This window comes from Arthrobacter sp. 2RAF6, from assembly GCF_052115205.1.
Taxonomy (GTDB): Bacteria; Actinomycetota; Actinomycetes; order Actinomycetales; family Micrococcaceae; genus Arthrobacter.
In genome coordinates this window covers 16,176-39,054 of record NZ_JBFRGF010000018.1, presented here as the reverse complement: position 1 = coordinate 39,054, position 22,879 = coordinate 16,176, and the positions used below count along the sequence as shown (strand labels likewise).

The 22,879-nt window shown below is 64.5% G+C and carries 22 protein-coding genes and 1 riboswitch; of the genes, 16 read left to right on the top strand and 6 right to left on the bottom strand.

The window, feature by feature from the left end; translation table 11 throughout:
- The first annotated feature begins 5 nt into the window (after positions 1 to 5).
- The 9 genes from AB4Z38_RS14020 to AB4Z38_RS13980 all read left to right on the top strand — a co-directional run bounded on the left by AB4Z38_RS14020 (position 6) and on the right by AB4Z38_RS13980 (position 9,031).
- On the top strand, positions 6 to 1,406 hold the full coding sequence (locus tag AB4Z38_RS14020; protein WP_441430280.1) for a 6-phospho-beta-glucosidase: 1,401 nt from the start codon (positions 6 to 8) through the stop codon (positions 1,404 to 1,406).
- Positions 1,407 to 1,461: 55 nt separating this feature from the next.
- On the top strand, positions 1,462 to 1,932 hold the full coding sequence (locus tag AB4Z38_RS14015; RefSeq protein ID WP_441430279.1) for a pyridoxamine 5'-phosphate oxidase family protein: 471 nt from the start codon (positions 1,462 to 1,464) through the stop codon (positions 1,930 to 1,932).
- A 40-nt stretch (positions 1,933 to 1,972) separates the two neighbouring features.
- On the top strand, positions 1,973 to 3,085 hold the full coding sequence (locus AB4Z38_RS14010; RefSeq protein ID WP_441430278.1) for an NAD(P)/FAD-dependent oxidoreductase: 1,113 nt from the start codon (positions 1,973 to 1,975) through the stop codon (positions 3,083 to 3,085).
- Positions 3,086 to 3,096: 11 nt separating this feature from the next.
- Positions 3,097 to 4,320: an imidazolonepropionase gene (hutI, locus tag AB4Z38_RS14005; protein ID WP_441430277.1), complete on the top strand. Its 1,224-nt coding sequence runs from the start codon at positions 3,097 to 3,099 to the stop codon at positions 4,318 to 4,320.
- Positions 4,321 to 4,526: 206 nt separating this feature from the next.
- Complete coding sequence (locus AB4Z38_RS14000; protein ID WP_441430276.1) at positions 4,527 to 5,459, top strand: SIS domain-containing protein; 933 nt, start codon at positions 4,527 to 4,529, stop codon at positions 5,457 to 5,459.
- Positions 5,460 to 5,467: 8 nt separating this feature from the next.
- Positions 5,468 to 6,418 (top strand): ROK family protein, encoded by a 951-nt coding sequence (locus AB4Z38_RS13995; RefSeq protein WP_441430275.1) that lies wholly within the window; start codon positions 5,468 to 5,470, stop codon positions 6,416 to 6,418.
- Positions 6,415 to 7,380 (top strand): 1-phosphofructokinase family hexose kinase, encoded by a 966-nt coding sequence (locus tag AB4Z38_RS13990; protein ID WP_441430274.1) that lies wholly within the window; start codon positions 6,415 to 6,417, stop codon positions 7,378 to 7,380. The genes AB4Z38_RS13995 and AB4Z38_RS13990 overlap by 4 nt, the downstream gene beginning before the upstream one ends.
- Entirely contained in the window at positions 7,377 to 8,216 is an 840-nt protein-coding gene (locus AB4Z38_RS13985) for a class II fructose-bisphosphate aldolase (RefSeq protein ID WP_441430273.1), read from the top strand. Before AB4Z38_RS13990 ends, AB4Z38_RS13985 begins: the two co-directional genes overlap by 4 nt.
- Positions 8,217 to 8,239: 23 nt before the next feature.
- Positions 8,240 to 9,031 carry a DeoR/GlpR family DNA-binding transcription regulator gene (locus AB4Z38_RS13980; RefSeq protein WP_234750768.1) on the top strand — a complete coding sequence of 264 codons (792 nt, stop codon included), beginning with the start codon at positions 8,240 to 8,242 and terminating at the stop codon, positions 9,029 to 9,031.
- 14 nt (positions 9,032 to 9,045) lie between these two features.
- Here the strand turns inward: AB4Z38_RS13980 and AB4Z38_RS13975 are convergent, their stop codons facing one another.
- Complete coding sequence (locus AB4Z38_RS13975) at positions 9,046 to 9,726, bottom strand: histidine phosphatase family protein (RefSeq protein WP_441430272.1); 681 nt, start codon at positions 9,724 to 9,726, stop codon at positions 9,046 to 9,048.
- A 99-nt stretch (positions 9,727 to 9,825) separates the two neighbouring features.
- Here AB4Z38_RS13975 and AB4Z38_RS13970 point away from each other — a divergent pair, with 99 nt between their 5' ends.
- Positions 9,826 to 10,590 (top strand): CPBP family intramembrane glutamic endopeptidase, encoded by a 765-nt coding sequence (locus AB4Z38_RS13970; protein WP_441430271.1) that lies wholly within the window; start codon positions 9,826 to 9,828, stop codon positions 10,588 to 10,590.
- Between the two features lie 101 nt (positions 10,591 to 10,691).
- On the opposite strand, the gene AB4Z38_RS13965 is transcribed toward AB4Z38_RS13970, so the two are convergent.
- Positions 10,692 to 11,330: a VOC family protein gene (locus tag AB4Z38_RS13965; RefSeq protein WP_441430270.1), complete on the bottom strand. Its 639-nt coding sequence runs from the start codon at positions 11,328 to 11,330 to the stop codon at positions 10,692 to 10,694.
- A 246-nt stretch (positions 11,331 to 11,576) separates the two neighbouring features.
- On the opposite strand from AB4Z38_RS13965, the gene AB4Z38_RS13960 reads away from it, so the two are divergent.
- Complete coding sequence (locus tag AB4Z38_RS13960) at positions 11,577 to 12,893, top strand: bifunctional o-acetylhomoserine/o-acetylserine sulfhydrylase (RefSeq protein ID WP_441430269.1); 1,317 nt, start codon at positions 11,577 to 11,579, stop codon at positions 12,891 to 12,893.
- 61 nt (positions 12,894 to 12,954) lie between these two features.
- Here AB4Z38_RS13960 and AB4Z38_RS13955 read toward each other — a convergent pair whose 3' ends face one another.
- Complete coding sequence (locus AB4Z38_RS13955; protein ID WP_441430268.1) at positions 12,955 to 15,324, bottom strand: S8 family peptidase; 2,370 nt, start codon at positions 15,322 to 15,324, stop codon at positions 12,955 to 12,957.
- A gap of 215 nt (positions 15,325 to 15,539) precedes the next feature.
- Positions 15,540 to 15,655, top strand: a riboswitch (SAM riboswitch).
- Positions 15,656 to 15,668: 13 nt separating this feature from the next.
- Here AB4Z38_RS13955 and metX point away from each other — a divergent pair.
- Positions 15,669 to 16,790 carry a homoserine O-acetyltransferase MetX gene (gene metX, locus AB4Z38_RS13950; protein WP_441430267.1) on the top strand — a complete coding sequence of 374 codons (1,122 nt, stop codon included), beginning with the start codon at positions 15,669 to 15,671 and terminating at the stop codon, positions 16,788 to 16,790.
- A 1-nt stretch (position 16,791) separates the two neighbouring features.
- Here the strand turns inward: metX and AB4Z38_RS13945 are convergent, their stop codons facing one another.
- A complete protein-coding gene (locus tag AB4Z38_RS13945) occupies positions 16,792 to 17,250 on the bottom strand; it encodes a hypothetical protein (RefSeq protein ID WP_441430266.1) in 459 nt (152 codons plus the stop codon).
- A gap of 67 nt (positions 17,251 to 17,317) precedes the next feature.
- Positions 17,318 to 18,160, bottom strand: a complete 843-nt coding sequence (locus tag AB4Z38_RS13940) for an SGNH/GDSL hydrolase family protein (protein WP_441430265.1) — start codon at positions 18,158 to 18,160, stop codon at positions 17,318 to 17,320.
- A 69-nt stretch (positions 18,161 to 18,229) separates the two neighbouring features.
- Between AB4Z38_RS13940 and AB4Z38_RS13935 the strand changes: the two genes are divergently transcribed.
- A complete protein-coding gene (locus tag AB4Z38_RS13935; RefSeq protein ID WP_441430264.1) occupies positions 18,230 to 18,898 on the top strand; it encodes an alpha/beta hydrolase in 669 nt (222 codons plus the stop codon).
- A gap of 67 nt (positions 18,899 to 18,965) precedes the next feature.
- On the opposite strand, the gene AB4Z38_RS13930 is transcribed toward AB4Z38_RS13935, so the two are convergent.
- Entirely contained in the window at positions 18,966 to 19,196 is a 231-nt protein-coding gene (locus AB4Z38_RS13930; protein ID WP_441430263.1) for an RNA-binding S4 domain-containing protein, read from the bottom strand.
- 34 nt (positions 19,197 to 19,230) lie between these two features.
- Between AB4Z38_RS13930 and AB4Z38_RS13925 the strand changes: the two genes are divergently transcribed.
- The 3 genes from AB4Z38_RS13925 (at position 19,231) to AB4Z38_RS13915 (ending at position 22,728) form a co-directional block, all read left to right on the top strand.
- On the top strand, positions 19,231 to 20,283 hold the full coding sequence (locus AB4Z38_RS13925) for a DMT family transporter (RefSeq protein WP_441430262.1): 1,053 nt from the start codon (positions 19,231 to 19,233) through the stop codon (positions 20,281 to 20,283).
- An 82-nt stretch (positions 20,284 to 20,365) separates the two neighbouring features.
- On the top strand, positions 20,366 to 21,751 hold the full coding sequence (locus AB4Z38_RS13920; protein ID WP_441430261.1) for a glycine--tRNA ligase: 1,386 nt from the start codon (positions 20,366 to 20,368) through the stop codon (positions 21,749 to 21,751).
- A 2-nt stretch (positions 21,752 to 21,753) separates the two neighbouring features.
- Positions 21,754 to 22,728 carry a GNAT family N-acetyltransferase gene (locus AB4Z38_RS13915; protein WP_441430260.1) on the top strand — a complete coding sequence of 325 codons (975 nt, stop codon included), beginning with the start codon at positions 21,754 to 21,756 and terminating at the stop codon, positions 22,726 to 22,728.
- Positions 22,729 to 22,879 lie beyond the last annotated feature (151 nt).

The window sequence follows — 22,879 nt, the reverse complement described above, 5'->3', positions numbered from 1 at the left end:
TTCCCATGATCCTCACCATCCTGGGCGGCGGGGGGTTCCGGGTACCCCTGGTCTATTCAGCACTGCTGTCGGACCACGGGCCCGGCCGGGTCACCGAACTGAGGCTGTTCGATGCCGACCCCGTGCGCCTGGGCGTCGTGGCGAGGGTCCTCGCCGACATGGCCGAGGGGGTGCCCGATGCACCCGCAGTGCGGATGTTCACGGAGCTGTCAGAGGGGTTGCCGGGCACCGACTTTATCTTCTCTGCCATCAGGGTGGGCGGGCTGGAGGGGCGCGCCGCAGATGAACGGATCGCCCTGGAGCACGGGGTCATCGGGCAGGAGACCGTCGGTGCCGGGGGGATTTCGTATGCACTGAGGACCATTCCCGTGGTCCTGGACATCGCCGCGTCGGTGAAGGAGCATGCTCCGGAAGCCTGGTTCATCAACTTCACCAACCCGGCCGGCGTCATCACCGAAGTCATGACACGGGTCCTTGGCAAGAAGGTGGTGGGGATCTGCGATTCGCCGGTGGGGCTGGCCAGGAGATGCCTGCACGCAGCCGGAGTCCACCGCGGAGCGGCAGCCTTTCGGGACGGTTCCGTGGAAATCGACTACATCGGACTGAACCACCTGGGCTGGCTGCGCGGGCTGGTGGTCGACGGTGAGGATGTCCTGCCGCGGCTCCTGGCCGACGACGGCGCCATCGAGTCCTTTGAAGAGGGCCGGCTGTTCGGCGCTTCGTGGATCAAAGCCCTGGGCGCGGTTCCCAACGAGTATCTGCATTACTACTACTTCAGGCGGGAGGCGCTCGACGCCGACCGGCGCACCGAAACCACCCGTGGCGCCTACTTGGCGAGGCAGCAGTCGGCCTTCTACAGCGGGCTAGCGGAAGCGAACGACGGCGGTGCGGGGCCCGCCCCGGGGGTCCCGTCGTCGAAATCAGCCCTCGGGCTCTGGGAAAAGACCAAGCTCGATCGCGAAGAGACGTACATGCAGAGCAACAGGGACGCAGCGGGCACGTTCGAGCGGGACGCCGAGGACCTGGTATCCGGCGGCTACGAGGCCGTGGCCTTGGCGATCATGCGTGCCATCAGCCAGGGGGAAACGGCCCGATTGATCCTGAATGTGCCCAATGCGGGCACCCTGGCTGAGCTCGACGCCGACGCCGTCATTGAGGCGCCCTGCCTCGTTGATGCCGGCGGAGTCCGATTGCTCCCGGCCAAGGCTCTCCCGGACTACGCGCGTGGACTCGTCATCAACGCCAAGGCAGTGGAACGCGCCACGATCGACGCTGCGCTCACGGGTTCCCGGCGCTCCGCGTACAAAGCGATGGCCATGAACCCGCTCGTGGACTCGGTCAGGGTGGCAGAAGCCCTCCTGGATGACTACATCAACAATTTCAAGGAGCTCCAGTACTTGCGCTAGGTCCCCTTCACGGGAGCACTGTCCCAAGGGGGATCGGAGGCCTAGTATCTGCAGCATGGACAAAGATGCAGCACAACGTGTAACCGAGGTGTTGGATTCGCAGCAATGCTGGAATCTCCTGAGGGGCGTGTCCGTCGGCAGGCTGGCCGTGTGGCTCGGAGACCACCCCGACATTTTTCCGATCAATTACACCGTGGACCAGGGGACGGTTGTCTTCAGGACCGGAGCGGGCGCGAAACTCGCCGCGGCTCTGGGCGAATTCCCGGTGGCCATGGAGGTGGACGGTGTCGACGCGAACACGGGAGTCGCGTGGAGTGTTGTGCTCCACGGCAAAGCGGCGCCCGTCAAACAGCTCGATGACGTGGTCAATTCGTTCTCGTTGCCCCTGTTTCCTTGGGAAGCTGGCAAGAAGGACCATTTCGTGCGGGTTCCCGCGGATTCGATCTCGGGGCGGCGCTTCACCGTCACGGAGCCGCTCACATGGTGGACCCCCTACAGCGGGATCAAGCCGTCCGCGGTGGAATAGTGCCCTCGCATCTGGGCCTGTGCGCTGACAGGATGGGGGGATGGCTGCAAATTATGATGTCGTAATTGTCGGTGGAGGCATCGCCGGGTTGTCGCTGGCTTCGGCGCTGGCCGGCCAGTGCTCGGTGGCCCTCGTGGAAGCCGAACAGACACTTGCCTACCACACGTCCTCCCGCTCGGCCCGGCAGTTGATACCGAGCTACGGACCCGCCGTCGTGCAGGAACTTACCGTCCGCACGCTGGAACTGATGGCAGCCCGTGACGCTGCATTACCGGTGCCGGTACTGGAGCCGCGCTCGTTCATGTTGGTGGGCGACGAAGCCACCGTCAAGGCAGAAGCAAGCGGGCACATGCACCCCATCACGCACGCCGAAGCCCTTGAGCTGTGCCCGGCACTGAATCCTGGATCCTTCACGGCCGCCGGCCTGGATACCGGGTCGTTCGCCTGCAATGCGCCCGTGCTCTTGGAAGACCACCGCCAACGGGCCGAGGCCGGGGGAGTGGACATCATCACCGGCGCCCGGGTCCATTCGGCCCAACGCCTCGGTTCCGGCTGGCAATTGGGCGCCGGGCTGGAAGGCTTCCAGTCCGCCGTCGTCGTCAACGCAGCAGGTGCCTGGGCGGATGAACTCGCGGTGCTCAGCGGGGTGGAGAAACTGGGCTTGCAGCCGTTCCGGCGCACGGCGGCAATCGTCGACGTCGAACGCCCGCTTCCGCTCGGAAGTCCCATGGTGTGCGCCGCGGATGACACCTACTACTTCCGTCGCGAGGGCGATCAGGTACTCATTTCGCCGTCGGAGACGGTGCCGAGCGGCCCCGAAGACGCACAGCCGCGGCCCAGCGACGTGGAAGAGCTCGTCGCCCGGCTGAATACGATCACCTCGTTGGGCATCCGCTCCGTGGCCAAAGCCTGGACCGGGTTGCGCACTGAAGCTGCCGACGGCGTTCCGGTGGTGGGTTTCGACGCCGAGGCTCCCGGCTTCTTCTGGCTTGCGGGCCAAGGTGGCTACGGTTTCCAAACCTCTTCCGCCATCGCCGAACTCGCGGCCGCGGAAATCCTGGGTTCGGCGTTCCCTGGCTCCGCATCCGGGCTTAGTCCGGTATCCCGGACACCTATGGAGCTTGCCGCCGCGCGTTGGTCCATCCGCCGTTGAACAATAGGTTCATGAGCGGCCAAACGAGCACACTGATCAGCAACGTCGGCGAACTGATGACCCAGGACGCGGAGCATCGTGTCCTCAAGGACGCCGCCGTGGTGATCGAAGGTGAGCGGATTTCCTGGATCGGACCGGCGTCGGAGGCTCCCTCGGCTGATGAACATGTGGACGCAGAAGGCCGCGCGGTGCTCCCGGGTTGGGTGGACTCGCACTCGCACCTGATTTTCGCCGGGGACCGCACCGCCGAATTCGAGGCCAGGATGGCGGGCCAGAGCTACAGTGCCGGCGGGATCGCCGTCACCACGGGCGCCACGCGCGCCGCGAGCGACGAGGAGCTGACCCGGCTCGCTGCCGGGCGCGTGGCCGAAGCCGTCTCCCAAGGTACTACCTATCTTGAGAGCAAGACCGGCTACGGACTGGACCTCGAGAATGAGGCCCGCAGTGCACGCATCGCGGCAGCGACTGTAGATGAAGTCACCTACCTCGGCGCGCATTTGGTTCCGGCCGGAGTCGACGCCGAGGAATACACGGACCTCGTCTGCGGTCCGATGCTCGACGCTGTCCGCCCGTACGTCCGTTGGGCCGACGTTTTCTGCGAGCGCGGCGCTTTCACCGAAGAGCAGTCGCGCCGCGTCCTGACCGCGTGCCGCGATGCGGGCCTGGGCCTGCGTGTCCACGGCAACCAATTGGGTGAAGGACCTGGTGTGCAGTTGGCCGTGGAGTTCGGTGCGGCCAGCGTTGACCACGTCAATTACCTTTCGGCGGCCGATATCGAGGCGCTCGCCGGAACCTGGAGCGGCTGGGACGCCTCCACCGGAACGGGTGCACGCGGCACGGTGGCCACGTGCCTGCCTGCCTGCGATCTTTCCACCCGCCAGCCGCTCGCCCCGGGCCGCACGTTGATCGACGCGGGGGTGCAGATTGCCTTGGCCGCGAACTGCAACCCCGGCACCTCCTACACGAGTTCCATCGCCTTCTGCGTCACAACGGCCGTGTTGCAGATGCGCCTGAGCGTCCACGAAGCCGTGCGGGCGGCCACCTATGGCGGTGCGCTGGCGCTCGGCAGGGAATCGGGCAACGACGTCGACGGCGAACGGGCGGTGGGTTCGATCGCCGTCGGACACCGTGCCGACCTGCACATGCTCAAGGCGCCATCGGCGACGCACCTGGCCTACCGTCCCGGTATCCCGCTGACTTTCGCTGTGTGGCGGGCAGGCGTTCGCGCGGCCTAGCGGCGCTCCCGAGTCAACAAAGCAGGGCCTCTCCAGATGGAGGGGCCCTGCTTTTTCTTTCGGCGCACGTGGTGCCTGCCACGATCCTTGTGCGATTGAATATGATCGTTTAGTGTTTGTATGGATCATAAAACGTCAAACCGTCGAATGTTGAATGACGTGTTGAAGAGTGCGTCGAAGAAGCGCGGACAGGAATGGTAAGTGCGATGAGTAACAACACCCTCGGGGCCTTCATGGAAGAAGAGCTTGTTTCGCAGCCCGAGGTCTGGAAGCGGGCCATCGAGCAGTGCGAACTTGAGCAAGCCAAGGCGGGGCACCTGCTTCCTGCTGACGGTGAGCGAGTCGCCGTCGTCGGTTGCGGTACCTCATGGTTCATGGCTCAGAGCTATGCCGCTGCCCGGGAAGCCGCGGGCAAGGGCGTCACCGACGCGTTCGCAGCGTCCGAAGCCTTCCTCAATCACAACAGCGCCGGCCGCCACTACGACGCCGTCATCGCCATCACCCGCTCCGGCACCACCACGGAGGTACTTGAGCTTTTGGAAGCCTTGCGTGGAAAAGTCCGCACCATCGCGGTAATCGGGGACGTGAATTCGCCCATCACCACCCTGGCCGACGCCGTGATCGGCCTTCCCTACGCGGACGAGAAATCGGTGGTCCAGACCCGTTTCGCCACGACGGCCCTCGTGTACCTCCTGACGAGCCTTGGTATCGAGCTCGGCACGGCAATCGAGGACGCCGTCGCTGCCGTCGCCGAGCCTGTTTCCCGGGAGCTGCTCGACGCCGAACAGTTCACCTTCCTCGGTACCGGCTGGACCGTTGGCCTGGCCCACGAAGCCGGACTCAAGATGCGCGAAGCAGTGCAGGGGTGGACCGAATCCTATCCGGCGATGGAATACCGGCACGGTCCCATTTCCATCGCCGCTCCTGGTCGAGTGACGTGGATCTTCGGCCCTCAGCCTGAGGGCTTGGACGCCGATATGGGCCGCACGGGCGCCCTCTATGTCAACACCGGCAAGCACCCGCTCGCCGAGCTGGCCCGGGTCCATAAAGTCACCCTGGACCGGGCACGCGTGCGCGGCCTCAATCCCGATCTGCCGCGCAACCTCACGCGTTCTGTCGTCCTGAACGCCACGGCCTAGGCAATCCCATGGTTCTCGGAACCGCTGAATCCGCAGTCCTGGCCTTCGATGTCGGCGGCACGGATCTGAAGGCAGGCCTTGTCGACACGGCCGGGAATGTCCTGGGCCTGCGCCGCACTGCTACGCCGCATGATCCCTTGCGGCCTGGCGAGGCGATCCTGGACGCCATCGCCGCGATGGCTGCTGAGTTTGCCGCTGAATTTCCCGGCCACCCGGCGAAGGCCGCGTGCATTGTGGTTCCGGGAATCGTGGACTCAGACACCGGAATCGGGATCTATTCGGCGAACCTGGGATGGCGGAACTTTCCCTTCGGGGAAAAGGCCGCGCAGCGCCTCGGACTGCCGGTCTCCTTCGGCCACGATGTCAGCACGGCAGCCGAAGCCGAATTCCGGTTCGGAGCGGCCCGCGATTTTCGCAACGTCGTGGTGATGGTGGTTGGTACCGGGATCGCCGCCGCCGTCATCTCCGACGGGTACCCGGTGCGCGCAGGCGGCTTCGCCGGGGAACTGGGCCACGCCCTCGTACCGGACCCCGACGGTCCGGGCCACGCGATCCTCGAGGCAGTCGGCTCCGCCGGGGCGATCGCCCGGCGTTACAGTGACAAAGCCGGAACTCCCCGCACCGGTGCCCGTGAAGTCCTCGAACGGGCCAAAGCAGGCGATGCGCTTGCGGCCCGGATCTGGGGCGATGCAGTGGATGCACTCGCTTTCAGCCTCAGCCAATGCGTCAGCATCATCGGCACCGAGGCAGTGGTGGTGGGCGGCGGGCTCGCCGAAGCGGGAGAAGGACTCCTGCAGCCACTCCGTTCGGGCCTCGACGAGCTGCTCGATTTCCAGCGCCGGCCCGTCATCATGCGCGCCCAACTGGGCCAGGATGCAGGCCTGCTCGGCGCCGCCATGAGGGCCCGGGCCTTGCTCCCGGCCGCGAAGGCCGCCTCCGGCACAGGGACGAGGCGATGAAACAGGCCATGAAACGGGTCATTACCGTCACGCCCAATCCGGCCATCGACCTCAGCTACCACGTCGCCGGGATCACCCCCGGAGCAAGCCATCGCGTCGCCGCACCCCTCAGCCGCGCGGGTGGAAAGGGCCTCAACGTTGCGCGGGTGGCCCATCAGCTGGGCCACCCCGTACTAGTTCTCGCCCCCTCGGGCGGCACGGCCGGTGCCGAATTCGCTGCCGAACTGCTCAGCAGCGGCGTCCCGCATCGCCTGATTCCGGTCGCCGCGGAAACACGGCGCAGCATCGCCCTCGTCGACACGGTGGGCGGCGAAACGTCCATTTTCAATGAGGAGGGGAGTCCCCTCCAATCGTCCGAATGGCAGGCGCTGGCCGCCGCCGTCGTCGACGCCCTCGACGGGCAAAGCGCGGGAGTGCTTGTCGGTTCGGGCAGCCTGCCGCCCGGCGCGCCCGCCGACTTCTACCCGGCACTGGTGCGTCTGGCGCACGACGCCGGTATTCCCGCCGTCGTCGATACCTCCGGTCCCGGGATCATCGCCGCCGCACAGGCCGGGGCGGATCTCCTCAAGCCCAACAATCACGAACTACTCGAAGCAACAGGGGAAAGCAGCCTGGACGTCGCGGCGCGGCGATTGATCGCCCTCGGGGCCAAAACTGTCCTGGTCAGTGCCGGCGCTGAAGGCATGCTTGCGTTCCACCATGCCGCCCCCGGAGGCTACTGGAGCGCGCGGCTCCCGGAGCCGCTCAGCGGCAACCCCACTGGAGCCGGCGACGCCGGTGTGGCGGCTGCCGCCGTCGCGCTCGCCGCAGGCTTCACCGACATCACTGATATTCCCGGGATTCTGCGCCGGGCAACCGCCTGGTCCGCCGCCGCGGTGCTCATGCCGGTGGCCGGCGAGATCTCGCCGCTTTACGCGGACCTCGAAGACCAACTCATTCTCAGCTGGAAGGAGACCCTGTGACGCTCGTCAGTACACGGGAACTCATGGATACCGCCGCGTCCAATGGAATCGGACAGGGCGCCTTCAATGTCATCCACCTCGAAACCGCCGAAGGCCTGGTGGCGGGGGCGGAGACGGCGGGTGTCCCGTTGATCCTGCAGATCTCGGAGAACTGCGTCCGTTTCCACGGCGGACTCGTCCCGATTGCCCGGGGTGCAATGTCCATCGCCAGGGACTCTTCGGTACCCGTGGCCCTGCACCTGGACCACGCCGAATCCGAAGAGCTGGCACTGCAAGCTGTCGACCTCGGGTTCGGCTCGGTCATGTACGACGGCGCGCACTTGCCTTACGACTCGAACGTTGAAGTCACGCGTCGGATCGCCAGATACGCCCAGGACCACGGGGTGTACGTCGAGGCCGAGCTCGGGAAAGTGGGAGGCAAGGACGGTGCCCATGCTCCGGGAGTCCGGACGGATCCGGCCGAGGCCCGTTCCTTCGTGGACGCCACCGGCGTCGACGCCCTCGCCGTCGCCGTCGGTTCCTCGCACGCGATGACCGAACGCAGCGCAGCCTTGGACTTGGCCCTCATCACCCGGCTCAAGGAGGCCGTCCAGCTGCCGCTCGTCCTTCACGGGTCCTCCGGCGTGGCGGACGAAACGCTGGTGGCGGCAATCCGGGCCGGTATGACTAAGATCAACATATCCACACACTTGAACGGGTTCTTCACCCGCGCCGTCCGTGAGTACCTGGATGCCAACCCCTCGGTGGTGGACTCCCGCAAGTACATCAAGGCCGGACGAGACGCCCTGGTGTTGGAAACCGCACGTTTGCTGACGCTGTTCGCGAAAGTGAACTAGTCCCAATTTCCGGAAGGTTCGTGATGACCCGCAACGATCGACTGACAGCCATCCTTGATCTCCTCGCCGAGTCAGGGCATGTTGAGGTCGAGGATATCGTGACCCGGCTGGCCGTCTCGCCGGCTACTGCGCGCCGTGATCTGGACAGCCTCGCCAAGCAGCGGCTCCTGAGCCGTACCCGGGGCGGTGCAACGACGGGATCAGTGGCCTACGAACTTCCGGGGCGCTACAACAGGGATGATCACGCCGAGGCCAAGCAGCAGATTGCCCTGGCAGCTTCGGAGCTCATCATGCCCGGGGCAGTGATCGGACTCAGCGGCGGCACCACCAACACGGCCCTGGCCCAGGTGCTGTCCACCCGCGAAGACCTCAACGCGCCCTCCAACCGGCCCATGCTGACGGTGGTCACCAACGCCATCAATATCGCCGCCCAGCTTGCCGTGAGACCCAACATCAAGATCATGGTCACCGGCGGCATCCTGAACCCGCGTTCGTACGAACTTGTCGGGCCTTACACGGATGTCATCATGCAGAAGGTTGCCTTGGACATCGCTTTCATCGGCGTTAATGGAGTCGATCCCAAGATCGGTCCCACCATTACCGACGAAGGAGAAGCCATGGTGAATACCGTGATGGCCCGCCGCGCCACCGACTCCTACGTCCTGGCCGACTCCACGAAGATCGGCAAGCGTGCCTTCGCGGCGATGGCCGGGTACGATTTCCGCAGGCTCATCACGGATTCGGGCATCACGGCAGAGGACAAGGCAGCGTTTGAAGCCAGCGGCACCGAGGTGATCGTGGCCAAGGACGCCTAGCAGCGTTGTGCCCGTCAGAAGACCATCGGGGGAGCGTTCAGGACGGTTTCGTCCGTGCTGCGCTGCACCCACTGGCTGAAGGGCGTGTCGAGATCGTACTTGTCCTGATCGTTGCGGATAAGGGTCCGTAGCTCCGCGTTGCCCGGGTTGTTGAGGGACTCGAAGTACTCCACCGACCAGTGGAACCATCGCATGCAGAAGAGCCGCATGGTGAGGCCATGGGTCACCAGCAGGGTGTTGGGCGCGTAGTCGGGTTTTTCCCAATGCCGGTACAGGGTTTCCATGAAGGACGAAATCCGGTCGTAGACATCGGAGCCTGATTCGCCCTCGCGGAACCGGTAGAAGAAGTGCCCGTAGAGGTTGCGAAGCTCCTTCTGGTCCCCGATGTCTCCGGCAATCTGGAAGTTGGCCCAGTCCTGTTCACGCAGCCGGGGCTCCTCGATCACCCTTTCCGTGATGCTGTCCAGATTCAGTGCCTCGAGGGTCTGGTACGCCCGAAGGTAGGGCGAGACATAAACGCACACAGGTTCGCCGTCGAGCTTCCTGCGCAGGGCCTCACCCGCGGCCCGTGCCTGTTCGATGCCGAGCTTCGTCAGCGGGATGCGGTAATCGGGCACACGGTTGTAGATGGAAGTGTCGGCATTGGCGGCGGACTGGCCGTGCCGGATCATGAAGATTCGTGCTGGCGCGCTCATCCCACCAAGCATAGGGTCAGGAGCCGCCCGGCCCATGCAAGAGGACACCGGGGACCCGGCTCAGGGAAAACATCAGGCAAATGCGGGCAAGATAGGAGCATGCTCCTAGCCTCAACGCGCCGGTTGCGCGCCGAAGTGCTGATTGTCCTTGGCTTGTCCCTGGGTCAATCGGCTGTGTACTCCGTAGTGCAGTTGTTGGACAAGATGACCCAGGGGCCCTTGGCCCATGCGACGTCTACCCTCAACCGCTCGCAGAGCACGCGCGAGTACTTCGACCTCACCTACCAGCTGCTGGATATCGCGTTCGCCCTGGTCCCTGTGGTGTTGGTGTTCTACTTCCTGTCCTTGCACCGCCAAACGGCGGAGAGTCCCTCGGGATTCACCCGGCTGGGCTTCAACTTCGCCCGCCCGGGCCGTGACGCCTTGCACGGACTGGGCCTCGCCGCGCTGATCGGCATCCCGTCGCTGGGCCTCTATGCGGCCGGCCGCGCCCTCGGGATCACGACGGCGATCATCCCCAGCGGCCTGGACTCCTACTGGTGGACCGTGCCGGTGCTGGTCCTCTCCGCGGTGCGGCACGCCGTCGTCGAAGAAGTCATCGTGGTGGGCTACCTCCTGGACCGGTTCGGGAAGTTCGGGTGGAGCACCCCGCTGGCGATCATGCTCAGCGCCCTCCTTCGCGGCAGCTACCACCTGTACCAAGGCTTCGGGCCGTTCATCGGCAACGCCGTCATGGGCCTCGTGTTTGGCTGGATTTACACGAAGACCAAACGCGTCATGCCGCTCGTCGTGGCGCACGCGCTCCTGGACATCGTGGCGTTTGTCGGCTTCAGCGTCTTCGGCAAGGCCATCGGGCTGGGCTAGGGGCGCGTTAAAAGGTATCGGCCGCCATTGCGGGGTGACATCGTTGGCACCCGCATATGGCGGCCGAAGTTTTTCCCGGACCATCCTGGCCCGTTGGTCCGTCAGATGGTGACGGCCCCGTTGGTGGTTTCGAACGTTACCGACATGATTCCCGGCGTTCCGTGCGGAGCCATCCATTGGACTGCAACGTCCTCAAGCGGCTTCTCCACGGGTTCCCCAAGCCACTCGGTGACGCGCTCCGCTGAGCCCGCAATGGTGAGGCTGGACATCTTGACGTCGCTTGGGTACACGAGGGACGGGTGAAGGGCAGGGTCGCCCTCCCAACGGAGCAAGTAGGGAACCTGGGGATCGGCGATGAGTCCCAGGATGCCGATCTGCGACCAGACGAGTTCGCGGCCGTCCGGAAACTTGCGGTTGCCGGGAACAGCGGCGCGTCCGAGCCGCTGTTCGAACGGGCTCAGGTCGTCAACAGCGACGCACCAGCCCATCCATCCACCTCCCGTGGCGGAGCGTGCACGGACGGCTTGTCCAAAAGGTGCCTTGTCGGATGCCGGGTGGTCAAGGACCTCGACAACTTCCAGGTATTTGTGGTCAGCAAGGGGAATGATCATGTTCCGGGTACCGAAGCGCGGGTGCACTCCGCCCCGGACTGCGTCCACTCCCAATGCTGCGGAAATCCGCTCGGTGGTGGCCAACAGGCCATCTCGTTCACAAGCGTAAGAGACGTGATCCATGCGCATGGCTTCATCTTGGCACTTTGTGATGGAGCTCTCAGCTAAGTCAAGCCTAACCAAGGTGGGATGTATCGAAAAGGCAGCTCAGAGTCACTTCAGGACGCGCCGGGACCGAAAACTACTGGGTTCGTCACAAAGCTTCCGGAGCCCGCAATACCGTCCCTAGACTGGCGGCAACCGAACGCCGGCACGCTGAATACCGCAGCCCGGCAGGCTGAAGCACGGCAAAAGCCCAGACAACCAGGAGTCCGCATGTCCCAAGGATGGTCATTCGAAACGCGCCAGATCCACGCCGGCCAGGAGCCGGACGCCGCCACCGGCGCCCGGGCACTCCCGATCTACCAGACCACCTCGTTCGTCTTTCCCAGCGCGGAAAGCGCAGCCAACCGCTTCGCGCTGGCCGAACTGGCACCCATCTACACCCGGATCGGCAACCCCACGCAGGATGCGGTGGAACAGCGCATAGCGAGCCTGGAGGGTGGCTTGGCGGCGCTCCTGCTGAGCTCCGGCCAGGCCGCGGAAACGTTCGCCATCCTCAACGTCGCCGAGGCTGGCGACCATCTGGTCGCCAGCCCGAGCCTCTACGGCGGCACCTACAACCTGCTCGCCCACACGCTCAAGAAATTCGGAATTTCGGTCACCTTCGTCGAGGACCCGGACAACCTCGACCACTGGCGCGACGCAGTGCAGCCAAATACCAAGCTCTTCTTCGCCGAAGTCGTCTCCAACCCCCGCCAGGATGTTTTGGACATCGAGGGCGTCTCCCGCATTGCGCACGAGGCAGGGGTCCCGCTCGTCGTGGACAACACCCTCGCCACGCCCTACCTGATCCGGCCCATCGAGTGGGGCGCGGACATCGTGGTGCATTCGGCCACCAAGTACCTTGGCGGGCACGGATCTGCCATCGCCGGCGTCATCGTGGACTCCGGCAACTTCGATTTCGGCAAGGACCCTGAGCGGTTCCCCAACTTCAATACTCCGGACCCCAGCTACAACGGCCTGGTCTACGCCCGCGACCTCGGCAAGGACGGTGCCCTCGGCGCGAACCTCTCCTACATCCTCAAGGCCCGGGTCCAGCTCCTGCGCGACCTCGGCTCGGCAGTTTCCCCGTTCAACGCTTTCCTGATCGCCCAAGGAATCGAAACCCTCAGCCTGCGGGTGGAACGCCACGTGGACAACGCCACCAAAGTGGCGCAATGGCTCGAAGGGCGCGACGACGTCGAATCGGTCGCGTACGCGGGGCTGCCTTCCAGTCCGTGGTTCGAACGCGGGCGGAAGTACGGCCCCCGGGGCACCGGCGCGGTGGTGTCCTTCACCATCCGCGGCGGGATCGACGCCGGCAAACGCTTCGTGGACGCCCTGGAGCTGCATTCGCACGTGGCAAACATCGGCGACGTCCGTTCCTTGGTCATCCACCCCGCGTCCACCACGCACAGCCAGCTGACCGCTGAACAGCAGGCCGTTGCCGGAGTGACCCCGGGCTTGGTGCGGTTGTCAGTCGGGATCGAGCACATCGACGACATCCTCGCGGACCTCGAGGCAGGATTCCGGGCAGCCAAGGGCAGCTAGGCGCATTTGCCGGTTCGTTCGATGCCGGGGCGCCCACTCCTGTGGGCGCCCCGTTCCCCGGTTAACCCGCGATGTAATACCCGGAAGTGTCGGCGATAAGTTGGACCGTGCCGGAGGAGGTGTTGGTGAAGGAGATCGTTCCGTCGGCGGAGACCGGGGTGATGGCGAAGTTGGGGACGATCTGCCCTGGGGCGTAGTTGACGTTGGAGGTGTTTGGTTGCGGGGTTCCTGCGGCATAAGCGGTGATGAAGCCGTTGGACGTGGGGCCGGCGACGGTGATGTTCATCGCGACCGCTGAAACACCCGTGGCCGGGATGCCTCCGTGCCCTGCGACTTTGACGTTGACGGTTTGTCCTGGCCCCACGGGTCCGTTGACCCCGCCGGTGCCGTTACGCGTGTCCAATTGCCGGAAAGGAGCCTGGGCGGAAAACGCGCCCGCACCGGTAGCCGCACCGCCAAGGAAATAGCCGGAGGTGTCGGCGATGATTTGGACAGTACCGGAGGAAGTGTTGGTGAAGGAGATCGTTCCGTCGGCGGAGACAGGGGTGATGGCGAAGTTGGGGACGATCTGCCCTGGGGCGTAGTTGACGTTGGAGGTGTTTGGTTGCGGGGTTCCAGCGGCGTAGGCGGTGATGAAGCCGTTGGACGTGGTGTTGGCGACGGTGATGTTCATCGCGACCGCTGAAACACCCGTGGCCGGGATGCCTCCGTGCCCTGCGACTTTGACGTTGACGGTTTGTCCTGGCCCCACTGGACCGTTGACCCCACCGGTGCCGTCGCGGGTATCCAATTGCCGGATTGGTACTTGGGCGGAAAACGCGCCCGCACCGGTAGCCGCACCGCCAAGGAAATAGCCGGAGGTGTCGGCGATGATTTGGACAGTGCCGGAGGAAGTGTTGGTGAAGGAGATCGTTCCGTCGGCTGAGACCGGGGTGATGGCGAAGTTGGGGACGATTTGCCCTGGGGCGTAGTTGACGTTCGAGGTGTTTGGTTGCGGGGTTCCAGCGGCGTAGGCGGTGACGAAGCCGTTGGAGGTGGGGTTGGCGACGGTGATGTTCATCGCGACCGCTGAAACACCCGTGGCCGGGATGCCTCCGTGCCCTGCGACTTTGACGTTGACGGTTTGTCCTGGCCCCACTGGACCGTTGACCCCGCCGGTGCCGTCACGGGTATCCAGTTGCCTGCAGGGTGCTGCCGCGACAAAGCCGCCTGAAAGATACGGCGGTGCCGTGAAGAGTGAATTGCTGACATAAAGCAGCCGGTTCGGCGTGCAGTTTCCGGCCGACTGGATGACCCCGAAGGTCGCCCCCGTGGTCAACGTCGACGCCACCTGTGCCGGGGTCCATGAAGGGTGCTGGGAGAGGAGCATCGCCGCGGCGCCTGCTACGTGCGGCGCCGCCATGGACGTGCCAGTGAGGACATTAGTCGCAGTATTCGATGTCGCCCAATCGGACGTGATCTGAACCCCTGGAGCGTATAGGTCAATGCAGGAACCAAAGTTGGAGAAAAATGCCTGGCGATCCGACATGTCCGAGGCGGCCACCGTCAGAGCCGCGGGCACCCGGGCCGGGGACACGGTGCAAGCGTCGCCGCTCGAATTGCCCGCCGCCAAGGTGACGGTAATGCCGTTGTCGATCACCCCTTGGACCGCATCGTCCAGGCTTTGGCTGGTCTGGCCGGGAAGGCCTGAAAGGCTGAGGTTTGCGACGGCGGGCTGTCCAGGCTGGTGCTGCTGCACCATCCAGTCCAGTCCCGCTATGACGTCGGAGGTGTTTCCATTGCCTTTGCAGTCGAGTGCCCGGATCGGCACAATCGTTGCCGATTTGGCCATTCCATAAGTGCTGCCGGCCGCGATTCCGGCGACGTGCGTGCCGTGGCCGGCATCGGGGAATGTTGACGTATCGGTGCAAGGAGAGGCCGCCGGGGCGCTCCGGGTAATGGCGTCCCAACCCGCGCTTACGCGGCCGGCGAAGTCCTGATGGGTGCCAAGCACGCCGTTGTCCACCACGTAGATCGAGACGCCTGCGCCGCTCGACGGTGGCGTGTAGCTTCCGGACAGAGGAAGAGATCTTTGGTCCGTGCGATCGAGACCCCAGGGTGCTGGCGCCTGAGTGTCCGAAATACGCACCGGCATATCCCGGTCCACGGACGCGACCCGACCCGACTTGGCCAATTGTGCCGCCTTGGCGGACGTCGTGGTGACGACGGCAGCCTTCACTGCGTGCGTGAACGTCCTGTCGACCGAGACTCCGCTTGACCGCAGTTCCGCGGCTTTGTCTGCAACATCCGCATCGGGCGTATAACGGACCACGTATCGGTCTTCGCCGGCTCCCGGAGTTGTGTCGGCATGCGCCGGCAGCGGCACTCCCACAGTGAAACCTGATACCAGCATGAACAGGGCTATCGGAACGACGCCGAGTGGCTTTTTCACGAACTTCAATCTTCCTGTGACGCACAGTGCCGGCGGAGGCATCCGAAGGATGCAGACTGCTGCACCCAATTCTATCTCCAGTCACACAGGCAACATCCGTCTCTTCAATTTCAGACGTCCTCGGCCTCCGCTTCGTGAACAAAACGCGGCGAAGTGTCACAAAGATGTCATAATCTTCGTCAGGAGGGGTCTGGTTTTCCTAGACTCTTCCTATAGGTCATGAGTGCCAGCGACAGCCCCGGCTTGCTGGCCGGCAACCCTCCATTCGCGGCGGGGTGCCCCGGGTGAAGACCTGGCCCTTCGCTGTATTGGCGGCGGGCAAGCGCGATGTGAGGTGTCAACGAATGACAATTGCTGTAACAGCCATACCCCTTTCCGGTACCCAGGACGGAACCCTCAAGTATGTTTCCGTGGGCGGACTCGAACTGGAGGCCGGAGGTTTCCTGCCGGAGGTCGTCCTTGCGTACGAGACGTGGGGGCGGCTCAACGCAGACGCTTCCAACGCTGTCCTGGTGGAACACGCCCTGACCGGCAGCACCCATGTGGCCCGCGGCGAGAGCGCCGAAGAAGGCTGGTGGGAACAACTCGTTGGCCCCGGTGCCACCATCGACACGGACCGCTACTTCGTGGTCTCCGTCAACATCGTGGGAGGCTGCTATGGCAGCACCGGGCCGTCGTCGAGCGCTCCTGACGGCAGGCCGTGGGGCTCCCGCTTCCCGCTCGTGACCCTGCGGGACAGCACCGTAGCCGAAGCCCGGCTGGCCGACGCTTTGGGGATCCACAGCTGGCACACCGTCGTCGGCGGGTCCATGGGCGGTGCCCGCGCACTCGAATGGGCCGTCAGCTATCCGGACCGCGTCAAGCGATGCGCCGTGATTTCGATCGGGGCGTACAGCACTGCCGAGCAGATCGCGTTTGCGCAGGCCCAGACGCTCGCCATCCGGCAGGACGCCGACTTCAAGGGCGGCGACTACTATGGCCAGGCCGCGCCCGAGGCCGGGTTGGCCCTTGCCCGGCGGATCGCCCACATCACCTATCGTTCGGCGGATGAACTGGACTTCCGCTTCGGCCGGAACGCCCAGGGCAGCGAGGCGCCCCTTCAGGCTGCCGCGTTGGGGGACCGGGGCCGCTACCAGGTGGAGAGCTACCTGGACCACCAGGGAAGCAAGCTGGTCCAGCGCTTCGACGCCAACAGCTACATCGCCATTACCGAGGCCCTCATGAGCCATGACATCACCCGCGGCCGGGGCTCATTGGAGGAGGCGCTGTCCGTGGCAACGGCGAAGTTCTTCGTTGCCTCGGTGGACTCGGACCGCCTCTACTTCCCGCAACAATCCCACGAGCTTGCCAAGGCCTTGCCCGGAGAAGTTCCCGTTCACGTGATCGAGGCGCCGATCGGGCACGACGGTTTCCTCACCGAGATCGGCCAGCTCGGTCCCCAGCTGCGCGAAGCTTTCTTCGGCTGAATCAGCCGTTCATGATCTCCTGGCGGAGCTTCATGTAGTCCTCCATGGCGATTTTCCCGTCGCTGTACTCCTGGTCCAGTTCGGCCAGTTTCCGGGCCCGGTAGCCTTGGGGCGCAGCGTTCGCTTGGGGAGTAGCCGACGACGGCCGAGCGGCCTGCCGTGCGGGCGTCGCCACCGGGGGTTGCGGCTCAGCCGGGATGATCACCGGGGGTTGCTCCGGGTATCCGACGGGGTAGTTCTGTGGAGGGTAGTTCTGTGGAGGATAGGACTGCCCGGAAAACGGGCCGTCGGGATATTGCTGGCCGGGGAACTGTCCCGGAGGGGTTCCAGGGTAGTTTCCGTAGCTGTTATTCCCGTAGTCACCGTTCCGGAGCCTGCGCTGGCGCGATCGGTTGTACATGCGGATCCCCATGGGAATCAGCCAAGAGCAGACGATGATCCAGAAGATCAAATTGTTCACGGTGGAGGCCTCCTAGGTCTTTCACCAGCTTAGTCCCGCTCCCTGTGACCCGCCCCGTGGTCCTCTCTCAGTTCCGCGGCACGAAGGTGTCAGCCGGACCGAAGACGGGTCCCGGCGTCGGGCGTTTTGGCAAGATTCCATCGCCCGAGGACTGGTGCCGGATCCGGCGGATGACCCACGGGACAAAATACTCGCGCGCCCATACGAGGTCGCCCGAGCGGGCTTCGCGCCAACTGCGCTGGGGGAGCGGCTTGGGGAACAGCGGTTCGAGGTTGTGCGGCACATTGAGTGAATCGAGGACCATCGCGGCGATGGTGTGATGGCCGAGCGGCGAGAAATGCAGGCGGTCTTCGTCCCACATCTGGGAGTTCGAAAGTTGCCGGAGGGACCACATATCAGCGATCACGGCATCGTGGCGGGCGGCCACGGTGCGGAGGTTTTCGTTGTAGATGGCCACCTTGCCGCGGATCCGGCCGAGTACTGATGACACGGTGTCCGGACCGTTGAAGAGAACCACGGTGGCGCCTTCGGAACTCAGGGTCTGCACGGCGGCGTCGAGTTTCTCGGCCAAGGAGTCGGGATCGCCCCCTGGACGGATGAGGTCGTTGCCACCTGCGGAAATGCTCACGAGGTCCGGCTTGAGGTCCATGCACGGGCCAAGTTGCTCGTCGAGGATCTGCTGTAGCAACCGCCCGCGTATGGCGAGGTTGGCGTAGGCGAAATCCCGGTGTCCCCGGCTCAGTTCCTCCGCAACGCGGTCCGCCCAGCCGCGATGTCCCCCGGGATTGTTGGGTTCCGGGTCGCCGATGCCTTCGGTAAAGGAATCACCTAATGCCACGTAGCGGGTCCACGGATGAATCCGCTCGACCGACTTGGGCCCGACCGTGGAACCAGTGTCACTCACGTTCATATCCTGCCTCTTGCTGCAACGCCACGCGCCCGTAGCTTGTTACTCATGGGTAACTGCAAGAATAGTCCCATGAGTCAAGCTTCCGCCTTCCCTGCCCCTGCTTTTCCAGATCCGGTCGTTTTGTGGTCCCACGAAGAGGAAGAACGGGCTGGAAAGCCGTTGCTGCTCCTGTTGCACGGTTATGGATCCAACGAGCAAGACCTCTTCAGCCTTGCCGGGCTGTTGCCCCAGGACTTCGTCATCGCTTCGCTCCGCGCGCCGATAGCCACTGGCCCGGGCTTCACCTGGTTCCCGCTCACGGCGTCCATCGACTACTCCCTCGACGCTGTCAAGGACGCCGCGGAGTACGTGTTTTCCTGGTTGGACTCGTTCAAGTCCAACCACAGTTCGGTGACGCTCCTCGGATTTTCCATGGGCATGGCGATGGCCACCTCGCTGCTTCGGCAGCGCCCCGCGGACTTCGCCGCCGTCGTCGGGCTTTCAGGCTTCGCCGTTGACGCCGATGCCGACCCCGCGTTCCGTGACGCCGAACTGGATGGTTCCGTGCCGCTCTTCTGGGGACGGGACCAGCAGGATCCTGTCATCACCCCGGACAAGATCGAATACACCATGGGGTGGGTACGAAAGCACACGGACCTTACCAAGGTGCTCTACACAGGCATGTGGCACGGCATCAACCAGCAGGAAATCGGCCACGTCGCAGAATTCCTGGAGCACAAGGTCCTCACCTCCGTCTAGGAAGCAACGCGGGGTCACTTACGGCCCATCCTGAGGCACGTAATGGGCCGTAAGTGACCCCGCGTTGCTAGGAAGCGGCTGCGATCCGCACCGTCTGTCCGTTGACCGTCACGGTGTCGCCTACGTGGAGTTGGCGGCCGCGCCGATCGTCGATCTCGCCGTTGACTTTGACCAGGCCGTTCTTGATGAGTTCCGTGGCTTCCACACCGTCCTCCACCAGGTTGGCGAGCTTCAGGAGCTGACCGAGTCGGATCATGTCGTCGCGAATGGGGATTTCTTCGATCTCCGGGTTGTTCATACAAGCAATGATGCCTGAAAGTAAGGTGGTGAAAATGCCGCAGTCGTCCCGTCCCGCCTTCCGAAGTACCTCCCCTCCGTTGCTCACCGGCCTCCTTCTTGCGGTGGCCAACGGTACCCTGCTTCCGGTCCAAGGACGGATCAACAGTGCGCTGGGGGCCAGGCTCGACGACGGCGTCGCGGCCGCCGTCGTAAGCTTCACTACCGGGCTGGTAATGATCGCCGTGATCGGCCTTGCACTGCCGAAAGGCCGCGCTGGTTTGCGCCGGATAGTTCCTGCCGTCAAGGAGCGCAGCTTTCCGCGGTTCTATGTGGTGGCCGGCGGGATCGGCGCCCTCTACGTGATTGCCCAATCGTTCACCATTGGCCTGCTTGGCGTCGCGTTGTTCACGGTAGCCGTGATCACGGGCCAGACCCTGAGCGGACTACTCGTGGACCGGCTCGGGATCGGTCCCGGCGGCAAACGATCGATCACCGGGGTCCGTATCCTCGGCAGCGTCCTGACGCTCGCCGCCGTCGTCTGGGCCGTTTCGCCGCGCCTCGGGGCAGCGTCCGAGGTCGGGTCCCTAATGCTCCCGATCCTGTTGCCCGTCGTGGCTGGCTGCCTGATGAGTTTCCAGCAGGCGATGAACGGCACGGCGACCGTGCACTACGGCAGCCCCATCGCCGCGACGCTGGTGAATTTCGTGGCCGGAACGGTCATTCTCTGGATCGCCTGGCTCATCAAAGTGATCTTCGTTGGCCCCGGCCACGCCCTGCCTGCTGAATGGTGGTATTACGTGGGCGGGCCAATGGGCTGCGTCTTTATCGGCCTGGCTGCCTTGCTGGTCCGCAGCCTCGGTGTCCTGGTGACCGGGTTGGGGATGATCGCCGGACAGTTGCTCGGATCCCTCGCGCTTGACCTGGTCCTGCCTGCTCCGGGAACCGTGGTTGCGTTGCCCACGATCCTTGGCACCTTGCTGACCCTATTCGCCATCATCGTCGCCACCTTGCCTTGGCCGAAGGGCGCACTCACTTCCCGCCGTCCCGCCAAGAGCCATGCGGACCAGTCCCGGAGGCAGGACAGCGGTCAAAGGCCGGTAGGCTAGGACACGCAGCTTCCTGCACAGCAATACCTTCGCGCACAACCACGGACCGCACCCAGCGGCCCTGTAGAACATTGGAGTACCCATGGCAGCAAAATCCGTCCTCGACCAGGTCATTTCCCTCTCCAAGCGGAGGGGCTTCGTGTTCCAGGCCGGTGAAATCTATGGTGGCTCCCGGTCCGCATGGGACTACGGCCCCCTCGGTGCCGAGCTCAAGGAAAACATCAAGCGCCAGTGGTGGCAGAGCGTAGTCCGCGGCCGCGAAGATGTAGTTGGCCTCGATTCCTCCGTGATCCTGCCCCGCCAGGTATGGGAAGCCTCCGGCCACGTCGAGGTGTTCTCCGACCCCCTGGTCGAGTGCCTCTCCTGCCACAAGCGCTACCGCGCCGACCACCTCGAAGAAGAGTACGAGGAAAAGAAGGGCCGTCCCGCCGAAAACGGCCTCAAAGACATCGCCTGTGCCAACTGCGGCACCCGCGGCCAATGGACCGAACCGCAGGAGTTCTCCGGCCTGCTCAAGACCTTCCTGGGCCCCGTCGCCAGTGAAGAAGGCCTGCACTACCTGCGCCCGGAAACCGCACAGGGCATTTTCGTCAACTTCAGCAACGTGCTCACCACGTCCCGCAAGAAGCCGCCGTTCGGCATCGGCCAGATCGGCAAGTCCTTCCGCAACGAAATCACGCCGGGCAACTTCATCTTCCGCACCCGCGAGTTCGAACAGATGGAAATGGAATTCTTCGTCGAGCCGGGCACGGACGAAGAATGGCACCGGTACTGGATGAAGGAACGTATGTCCTGGTACACCGGTCTGGGCATCCGGCCGGAGAACCTGCGTTTCTTCGAGCACCCGTTGGACAAGCTCAGCCACTACTCCAAGGGCACCACGGACATCGAGTACCGTTTCGGTTTCCAGGGCTCCGAGTGGGGCGAGCTCGAGGGCATCGCCAACCGCACCGACTTCGACCTCTCCACCCATTCGAAGGCATCCGGCCAGGACCTCAGCTACTTCAACCAAGCCACCAACGAGCGCTACACGCCGTACGTCATTGAACCGGCTGCCGGCCTGACGCGGTCCTTCATGGCCTTCCTCGTGGACGCCTACACCGAGGACGAGGCTCCCAACGCCAAGGGCGGCGTCGACGTCCGCACTGTCCTGAAGCTCGACCCCCGCCTGGCACCGGTCAAGGCGGCCGTGCTGCCGCTGAGCCGCAACGAGGACTTGTCCCCGAAGGCGAAAGACTTGGGTGCCCAGTTGCGCAAGAACTGGAACATCGACTTCGACGACGCCGGCGCCATCGGCCGCCGCTACCGTCGCCAGGACGAGATCGGTACCCCGTTCTGCATCACCGTCGACTTCGACACGCTTGATGACCAGGCCGTCACCATCCGTGAGCGCGACACCATGAGCCAGGAACGTGTGTCCCTGGACAAGGTGGAGGGCTACCTGGCCGCACGGCTGATCGGCGCCTAAGCGTGTCCATCGAATACCGCGAATGGCGTGAGGGCGACGACCTCGCGCTCCTGGAAATGTGGGGTGGGCCCGAGACCCTGCCGGCCCAGCAATTCCGCGCAGCCCTGGCGCCGTCGAGCAACAGCGGCCAAGGCCAGCCTTGGCGCCGGTGCATCGTGGCGGAAGACGTCGTTGACGGCATCGGCATCCCGGTCGCGGCAGGTGTGGTCCACGAGGCCTCCCTGCACCCGGAACGGCTCTGGGCCTACATCGAGGTTGCCAAGGACCACCGCCGGAGCGGGATAGGGGCGACGCTCCTGACCATGCTGCGGCGCGAAGCGGAGCAGTCGCCGTCGGGGGTTAGCAAGCTGCGCAGCAAAGTGGAGCCGGGCACCGCGGGTGCCGCATTCGCCGAGTGGGCCGGGCTTGCACCCATCCAGCGTTCGCAGCTTGTGGTGGTGGATCCCGAGCCGCTCAGGCTCCCGGTGTTTGGCGACGGTTCCGAGAAAGCTGCTTCCGAGCAGGTGGAAGACCTCGCCACGGGATCCGTGGAACTGAGCGACGTCGTGGGCCGGTACTACACCGCCGTGCACGATTGGGACGACCCTGGAGAGCTGGCCATCCCGACGGTGCAGCGGCTGTTCCTTGACGATCTGACAGGGGCGCACGGTGCGCTCGTGCTGCGTGCGCCGAAGGCGAGCGCTTTTGGCTCGGGCGTTCCGGCCACCCGCAAGGGCAAGCTGCAGGCTTTCGCCATCAGCTATGCCCAGGGCAGCTCGGACGAGCCTTCCGAGGTATTCCTTGGGCACGATCCGCTTTTGCAGGACGACGAGGCGCGCGCCGCAATCCGTGACCTGCTGGCGCTCATTGCCTACCAGCACCCCGTGCTCCTCGAAGTGGACGATTCCATGACGGCCGTGCGGGCCGTCGTCGACCCCTTGCTGGAGCTGGGCAAGGCGAAGCTCCGGGGTGCGGACACCTTGGTGGTCAGCGAATAGCTGTTCTTCTCCGCTTGGCCCAACTGACTCGCATTAGTTGTCGTTTTGAGCCCTCATAACGACAACTAATGCGAGTCAGTTGGGTGAACCCTTGACGAGGTCGTGGCATGGGTGTAGGCATGACGACGTAAGCCCCGGCCGTTGGTCTGGC

Coding starts and splice junctions, on each gene's coding strand:
- AB4Z38_RS14020 (WP_441430280.1), top strand. CDS start 6: ATGATCCTCACCATCCTGGGCGGCGGGGGGTTCCGGGTACCCCTGGTC.
- AB4Z38_RS14015 (WP_441430279.1), top strand. CDS start 1,462: ATGGACAAAGATGCAGCACAACGTGTAACCGAGGTGTTGGATTCGCAG.
- AB4Z38_RS14010 (WP_441430278.1), top strand. CDS start 1,973: ATGGCTGCAAATTATGATGTCGTAATTGTCGGTGGAGGCATCGCCGGG.
- hutI (WP_441430277.1), top strand. CDS start 3,097: ATGAGCGGCCAAACGAGCACACTGATCAGCAACGTCGGCGAACTGATG.
- AB4Z38_RS14000 (WP_441430276.1), top strand. CDS start 4,527: ATGAGTAACAACACCCTCGGGGCCTTCATGGAAGAAGAGCTTGTTTCG.
- AB4Z38_RS13995 (WP_441430275.1), top strand. CDS start 5,468: ATGGTTCTCGGAACCGCTGAATCCGCAGTCCTGGCCTTCGATGTCGGC.
- AB4Z38_RS13990 (WP_441430274.1), top strand. CDS start 6,415: ATGAAACAGGCCATGAAACGGGTCATTACCGTCACGCCCAATCCGGCC.
- AB4Z38_RS13980 (WP_234750768.1), top strand. CDS start 8,240: ATGACCCGCAACGATCGACTGACAGCCATCCTTGATCTCCTCGCCGAG.
- AB4Z38_RS13975 (WP_441430272.1), bottom strand. CDS start 9,726: ATGAGCGCGCCAGCACGAATCTTCATGATCCGGCACGGCCAGTCCGCC.
- AB4Z38_RS13970 (WP_441430271.1), top strand. CDS start 9,826: ATGCTCCTAGCCTCAACGCGCCGGTTGCGCGCCGAAGTGCTGATTGTC.
- AB4Z38_RS13965 (WP_441430270.1), bottom strand. CDS start 11,330: ATGCGCATGGATCACGTCTCTTACGCTTGTGAACGAGATGGCCTGTTG.
- AB4Z38_RS13960 (WP_441430269.1), top strand. CDS start 11,577: ATGTCCCAAGGATGGTCATTCGAAACGCGCCAGATCCACGCCGGCCAG.
- metX (WP_441430267.1), top strand. CDS start 15,669: ATGACAATTGCTGTAACAGCCATACCCCTTTCCGGTACCCAGGACGGA.
- AB4Z38_RS13940 (WP_441430265.1), bottom strand. CDS start 18,160: ATGAACGTGAGTGACACTGGTTCCACGGTCGGGCCCAAGTCGGTCGAG.
- AB4Z38_RS13935 (WP_441430264.1), top strand. CDS start 18,230: ATGAGTCAAGCTTCCGCCTTCCCTGCCCCTGCTTTTCCAGATCCGGTC.
- AB4Z38_RS13930 (WP_441430263.1), bottom strand. CDS start 19,196: ATGAACAACCCGGAGATCGAAGAAATCCCCATTCGCGACGACATGATC.
- AB4Z38_RS13925 (WP_441430262.1), top strand. CDS start 19,231: ATGCCGCAGTCGTCCCGTCCCGCCTTCCGAAGTACCTCCCCTCCGTTG.
- AB4Z38_RS13920 (WP_441430261.1), top strand. CDS start 20,366: ATGGCAGCAAAATCCGTCCTCGACCAGGTCATTTCCCTCTCCAAGCGG.